Below are 5,795 nucleotides of genomic sequence, written 5' to 3'. Positions count from 1 at the left end.
AGAAACAGAATTTCCCAATATGCCTCACTAAGAGATGATGCGTGGTCCAAATTCGATCAAATCGATTTTCAAACCCGCGCATTTCAATCCGGCGATGACATCATCCGTGTGGGGGAAACCCCCGCAAAGATGTTTATCGTGAAAGAAGGCTGGGCAATTCGACACCGTTCTCTTGATGATGGTCGTCGCCAGATCGTCAACTTCATGTTGCCTGGTGATGTGTTCGATATGCAAGTCATTGCGGGTGTGAAGGCAGACCACTCAGTGACCGCCATAACGCGCACTGTCGTGGCGACGGTTGCAGCGGATCAATTCATGAATGTGTTGCGCAGCGATGCCGATGTCGCCGCAGCATTCTGGTGGGCAGCGGTGCAGGAAGAATCTATCCTGCGTGAACAGATTGTCCGCGTCGGTCGCAGGTCTGCCAAGGAGCGTATCGCACACCTATTACTTGAGCTTCAAAGAAGATTGAGAGCTGCGGTCGGTGGAGCAGAAGATCACCTACCCATGCCTTTGACACGCACGGATCTGGCAGATGCGCTCGGCCTGACCCCGGTTCATGTGTCGAGGACGATGTCAGCTTTACGCCGATCGGGCCTTATCGATGAGTCCCGCGGCCAGGTCACCATTCTCGATAGAAGGCGTATGGAGAGTTTGTCCCAATTCGACACTGACTATCTCCATGTTCGTAAACTCGATTTCGTAGCGCGAGCCAACCTGAACGGTAGTTCGCATTCGCCTTTGTCAAACGGCGCTATCTCGTCTCACACAAATCACCATCGCATTCCCCGCAATGACAATTGATTCAGGGGATAACACTCAAACAGGATTGGAATAACTTATGCCAGACACAACCCATCAAGAAGAGTTTTCTACAACTGAGGCACGTCAGGGTCGTCGCCGGACGGGCTTGTTGAGCGTTTTGGGGATAGGTATCGTCGTCGCTCTTGTCGGCATGTTGTTGGTGCTGGCATTTACCGGCATGTTCGCGCCTGCCAGCGTCTGACATATCTCGAATTCAAGAACAAAGGCCGCCCGTACATCATTATGTACGGGCGGCCTTTTGAATCCGCGACATCAGAAGTTTAGGCGTCCACCCGCTTTTCGTTGGCGGGATGGAAGAACAACGCCTGGCCGATCGCTGCCTTCACAGTATTTTCCTGGAAGGGCTTTGGAATCAGGTAGGTCGGCTCCGGGCGCTCACCAGTCAGCAGGCGTTCGGGGAAGGCCGTGATGAAAATGATCGGCACGTCATGATCGGCCAAAATGTCGTGGGCGGCATCAATGCCGGACGAGCCATCTGCAAGTTGGATGTCACAGAGAACCAGTCCTGGCGGATTCGCGCCGAAGAGAGAGAGCGCTTCGCGATGCGTGGTTGCGATACCGGTGACTGTATGGCCGAGGTCTTCGACCAGACTTTCAAGATCTGCAGCAATAATAGGCTCATCCTCAATTATGAGAACTTTCGTAGCGAGCTCGCCTTCAATTTCTCTTTGAGCATCTTGTTCGAGAACACGCTGCTCTTTTTCAGAAATTCCGAGGATGTAAGCTGCGTCCGAAGCAGAAAATCCCTCAAGGGCTGTCAGCAGGAAAGCTTGCCGCTGGATGGGTGCAAGTGACTGCAGTCGCTTGTCTGCAGGATCGCCTTTGTTGCTATCTTTTCCTTCAAGCTGGGCGCCTGTCGTGCCCCAGATGACGTGGAAAAAGCGGTAAAGCGAAAGACGAGAATCCTCCACATTGTCGACAACTTCCGGATTTTCGACGAGCGCTTGAAGTGACGCGCGAATATACGCGTCTCCGCTGTCTTGACTGCCTGTTAGCGCCCGGGCGTACCGGCGCAAGAATGGCAGATGGGGGGCAAACGATTGTACCAAACTCATTGGGAACCTCTCTTCTGGGACCGCATTAACAATTCGTGAAAGCTGCTTCGGTTCCACACTAGTGCAAAATACTGCATTAGTGTGGAACTTATATGGTGCCGGATTGTTTAACTATCAGACTCATATAGTTAGGTATCAGATCGTGAATCAGGATAGTTTGGACGGAATGGAAAAGAACGGACGCAAAAACTCCGTCAAATCCGACCTCGGCAGCAAGAGGCGGACGCAGCGCATTGGTGAACAATTGCGCCGCGTATATGACGAAGTAGCGCAAGAAGATGTGCCCGATGAGTTCCTGCGGCTTCTCGAGGAAGCCGATAGGGCTCGGCCATCTTCCACCTCAGACAAATCCTGAGGGGGCTTCCATGACAGACAATACGGAAAAACTCAGCGATCCTGAATTCAAACGCGAACTTGCTGCGCTAATCCCACATTTGCGGGCTTTTGCGCGCAGCTTGTGCGGTGATGCGACGCTTGCAGATGACCTTGCACAGGATGCAATGCTGAAAGCGTGGAACGCGCGACAATCCTTTCAGGCCGGCACGAATATGAAGGCGTGGGCCTTCACGATTCTCCGAAATGTTTTCTATTCAGAAAAACGCCGGTCTTGGCGCCGCACCCCACTTGATCCTGAAGTTGCCGAAGCAACGCTGGTGTCAAACAGTAACCCATCCGACACGCTCGACCTGCTCGCCATGCGCAATGCGCTCGGTAGGTTGCCAATTGATCAGCGTGAGGCCCTCATTCTGGTGGGTGCGGGCGGCTTGCCCTATGAGGAAGCTGCGGAGATTTGCGGAGTGGCTGTCGGAACGATCAAAAGCCGGGTGTCTCGTGCCAGGAAAGCTGTCGTCGAGATTCTGGAATCAAATGGGGCGGGATTCAGCGACGACTCCGAAATGAGGGCGGAAGACGCCTTCAATGACATCATGCGGCAGGCAGATGATATTGCCGGTGTCGGGTAACCAAGGTGGGCTAGACCAGGGGGAGAGCAAGGGCGCAAACGCGGCACCTTTGCGCAATAAGCTCGTTTTGACGCTGGCAGCTGCGCTGACACCAGTTCTCCTGCTGTCTGCGTTCAAGGCCTATATCGACGCCCGAGATATTCGGGAAAGCCAAGCTCAAAACCTTGTCGTCGTTGCGGGCGCAGCCATTGATGGTGTGAACCAGTCGCTACAGCAAGCAGAGCTATTGCTCTCGCTATATGAACCGCGATTGACGGCGGGCGAGTGTAGCGGTGTATTCAACGAATTGTCTGAATATCTGCCGTCGCTCACCAATGTCGTGGCGTTTGACAAGGACAGTGAAGTTGTCTGTGCCAGTGTAGGTACACCCACACTCAGTCGTGACAATCAGGTTCTGCATGACAGATTACGGGCCGGAGGAGACTCCTTTGCTCGGAGTGACGCATTCTTTGGGTCCGCAAGTGACGAGTGGCTCTTTGCGCTCAATAAACGCGTCGAGGACGAAGCCGGAAATTTTGTGGGCATCCACACATTTGCATTGAGTGCAATTGAGCTCGCCAATCTTGTTCAGGCCGGCTATCTGCCCGATTACGTTTCCCTTTCCATCGCGGATGAGACGGGCAGGGTGTTTGGAGATCCCATTATTGGGCCGATCCCGTCCGAATGGATTGAGCAGGTGAAGGAAACTCGTGCCGCCCAATTGTTCCGGGCAGAGCAGAGCGGTGGCGGTTCCACGGATGTTGTGCTGCGACCTGTCGGTGATTCCAACATATTCGCAGTGATCGCGCGTCCCTCCTACGGTTTGTGGAATGATTTCTTTTTGCGGCCCGCGACTTCGTTCGGGCTACCCTTACTTGCGTTCGCAGTAACACTGCTGGCGGCTTGGATGGCGATTGACGGATTGGTGCTGAGGTGGATCTCTCGCTTGACCCGCACAGTTCGTATCTATGGCGCGGGGCGGTATCAATTCAAAGCGGGTAACTCTTTTGTGGATGCCCCCTCGGAGATTCGCAATTTGGCGACCGCGATGGAAGTCATGGCGAAAGATATCGACCATCGCGACCAGGATCTCAAAGAGGCTATCTCCACGCGCGATGCGGCCGTGAAAGAGATTCACCATCGCGTGAAGAACAATCTCCAGATTGTTACAAGCTTCCTGAACTTGCAGGGTCGACAGTTGAAGGACCCACAGGCCCGGGATGCAATTGCGGCGACGCGCCACCGTATCGATGCCTTGGCGATTGTTCACCAAACATTGTACCAGAATGAGCGCCTGGAAACCGTCGATATGCGACCCTTCCTTACCGGACTTCTCAATCATCTTTCGGATGCATTGGGCATGTCAGAGGCGGGCATAAACCTCGTCCAATCTTATGCCGAAATCCAGCGGGATGCCGACGATGCCATTCCGATGGCTTTGTTCATTGTCGAGGCAGTCACCAACGCGATGAAGTATGCCTTTGAAGAAGATGGCGGCGAAGTTGCTGTGCGCCTTTCATTGGTAAACGAAAAGGTCATTCTCGATATCAGGGACACAGGTCTCGGCTATGACTCAGCGGATGAGGACTCCGGACTGGGCTCCAAGCTCATGGTCGCTTTTGCAAGACAATTGTCTGCGGAGTTCACGACCGAAGCGCGACCAGGACTGGGCTGCTCGCATAAGCTTGTCATGGATATTTAGGTAGAAGAGCAACATCCAGTCCGCCCCGTGTGTCAGCATGCAGGACAATGCGGAACTCGCATCGCTTGGATGCGTAAGTTGTTTATGGTCAACGCAGTACATCCCCGGATAGACATTCAACGCCAATCCCGTAGTTTGCGCTCTCACTTCGATATATTTCGTCGCTTGAACGGTCCTCGTCGCGTCGGGGCGATATTTTCTGTACTGATTATTGGACTCGGGCAGATCTGGACCTGTTTGCGCAAACACACAGAGCTGATGCGCGCCAGCAAGCGAACACGAGTTTTGCTGATCTCCTATTCCGGCCAAGCGGTTCATTCCACACAATAAGTCGTTCTTGCTGCCCTGCGAGTACCGCTCACTTCCAACATATGAGCAAAAAAAGACACGCTCGATTCGAGCGTGTCTTTTCAGGCTTGGTTTGCAGCCCGCTTAGTCGTTGATGTCTTCCTCAACGTCCCGTGCGGTATCCTGGATAACTTCGCCACCGGCTTCGACATCCTTGCCAACGCCGTCGACAGTGTTGCAGGCTGCCAGCAGGGTGGCCAGGGCGCCCAAGGCACCGAGTGTTGCGATCTTCACGGTATTTTTCATGATAATTCCTTTCCGCTTTAAGCAGTAAACAAACGTTACCCGTGTCCCTTGGTTCCGATGGTCGATAAAAAAATAATCTGGAACTCGGATGCCTGCCACCGGGTTGTACTGTCATCGTATCGACCACGACGCGTCGATTTGTTTGATAGAAGGAGTTATTGTCATGCTCGGTTGGGCAATCGCATTTTTCGTATTGGCGTTGATCGCCGCAGTCCTCGGCTTTGGTGGCATCGCTGGTGCTTCGGCAGGTATCGCCAAAATCCTGTTCTTCGTTTTCCTCGTTCTGTTGGTCTTGTCCTTCGTGGCACGGGCCGTCCGTGGACGAAATGTGACCTAGTGAGGTTTGCATCTTTTTGAAAAGGGCGTTGCGACTGCAGCGCCCTTTTTTTGCTTGCTTTCTATAAAGACCGCAATGGAACTATTTTCCCGCACCGGCGTAGGTTAATTAAGGCGTCACCGGGAGGAGGTATAGGCTGTGAAAGAATACATGGCTTCCCCGGATGCTCCAGACAACAAGCGGGATGTGGTGCGCAATTGGGCCATCACCGGAATATTCTGGATCCTCGTGCTTGGGACGCTGAGTCTTGCCCAAGGTGTATTTGTTCCAATTATCTCCGCATTTGTTCTTGCGCTGACTTTCAGTCCTGTGAGGCGCGCACTTGGCCGGATCGGAATTCC

The 5,795-nt window shown here is 53.4% G+C and carries 8 protein-coding genes and 1 pseudogene; 7 read left to right on the top strand and 2 right to left on the bottom strand.

Annotated elements, in window-relative coordinates; all coding sequences use genetic code 11:
• The coding region (locus B4F73_RS04970) for a Crp/Fnr family transcriptional regulator (RefSeq protein ID WP_290482639.1) at nucleotides 1-804 on the top strand (804 nt) is incomplete at its 5' end.
• 37 nt (nucleotides 805-841) lie between these two features.
• On the top strand, nucleotides 842-1,006 hold the full coding sequence (locus B4F73_RS04965) for a hypothetical protein (RefSeq protein WP_290480206.1): 165 nt from the start codon (nucleotides 842-844) through the stop codon (nucleotides 1,004-1,006).
• Between the two features lie 79 nt (nucleotides 1,007-1,085).
• On the opposite strand, the gene B4F73_RS04960 is transcribed toward B4F73_RS04965, so the two are convergent.
• Entirely contained in the window at nucleotides 1,086-1,880 is a 795-nt protein-coding gene (locus B4F73_RS04960; protein ID WP_206993295.1) for a response regulator, read from the bottom strand.
• A 142-nt stretch (nucleotides 1,881-2,022) separates the two neighbouring features.
• Between B4F73_RS04960 and B4F73_RS04955 the strand changes: the two genes are divergently transcribed.
• Genes B4F73_RS04955 through B4F73_RS04945 form a run of 3 tightly spaced genes read left to right on the top strand, consistent with a single transcriptional unit; the run spans nucleotide 2,023 to nucleotide 4,523 of the window.
• Nucleotides 2,023-2,235, top strand: coding sequence for a NepR family anti-sigma factor (locus tag B4F73_RS04955; protein ID WP_290480204.1), 213 nt, complete (start codon nucleotides 2,023-2,025; stop codon nucleotides 2,233-2,235).
• A gap of 10 nt (nucleotides 2,236-2,245) precedes the next feature.
• Nucleotides 2,246-2,842 carry a sigma-70 family RNA polymerase sigma factor gene (locus B4F73_RS04950; protein WP_206991638.1) on the top strand — a complete coding sequence of 199 codons (597 nt, stop codon included), beginning with the start codon at nucleotides 2,246-2,248 and terminating at the stop codon, nucleotides 2,840-2,842.
• Nucleotides 2,832-4,523, top strand: a complete 1,692-nt coding sequence (locus tag B4F73_RS04945; protein ID WP_290482638.1) for a sensor histidine kinase — start codon at nucleotides 2,832-2,834, stop codon at nucleotides 4,521-4,523. The genes B4F73_RS04950 and B4F73_RS04945 overlap by 11 nt, the downstream gene beginning before the upstream one ends.
• A 432-nt stretch (nucleotides 4,524-4,955) precedes the next feature.
• Here B4F73_RS04945 and B4F73_RS04940 read toward each other — a convergent pair whose 3' ends face one another.
• Complete coding sequence (locus B4F73_RS04940) at nucleotides 4,956-5,117, bottom strand: entericidin A/B family lipoprotein (RefSeq protein WP_084333302.1); 162 nt, start codon at nucleotides 5,115-5,117, stop codon at nucleotides 4,956-4,958.
• A gap of 163 nt (nucleotides 5,118-5,280) precedes the next feature.
• On the opposite strand from B4F73_RS04940, the gene B4F73_RS04935 reads away from it, so the two are divergent.
• Nucleotides 5,281-5,454, top strand: a complete 174-nt coding sequence (locus B4F73_RS04935; RefSeq protein ID WP_034814608.1) for a DUF1328 domain-containing protein — start codon at nucleotides 5,281-5,283, stop codon at nucleotides 5,452-5,454.
• Between the two features lie 138 nt (nucleotides 5,455-5,592).
• Nucleotides 5,593-5,795, top strand: a pseudogene (locus tag B4F73_RS04930) (hypothetical protein); the annotation flags it as partial.

Origin of the sequence: Hyphomonas sp. UBA3601 (genome assembly GCF_002375605.1) — a bacterium.
Taxonomy (GTDB): Bacteria; Pseudomonadota; Alphaproteobacteria; order Caulobacterales; family Hyphomonadaceae; genus Hyphomonas.
The sequence above is the reverse complement of the archived record's forward strand: the minus strand, read 5'-3'. Positions and strand labels throughout refer to the sequence as shown.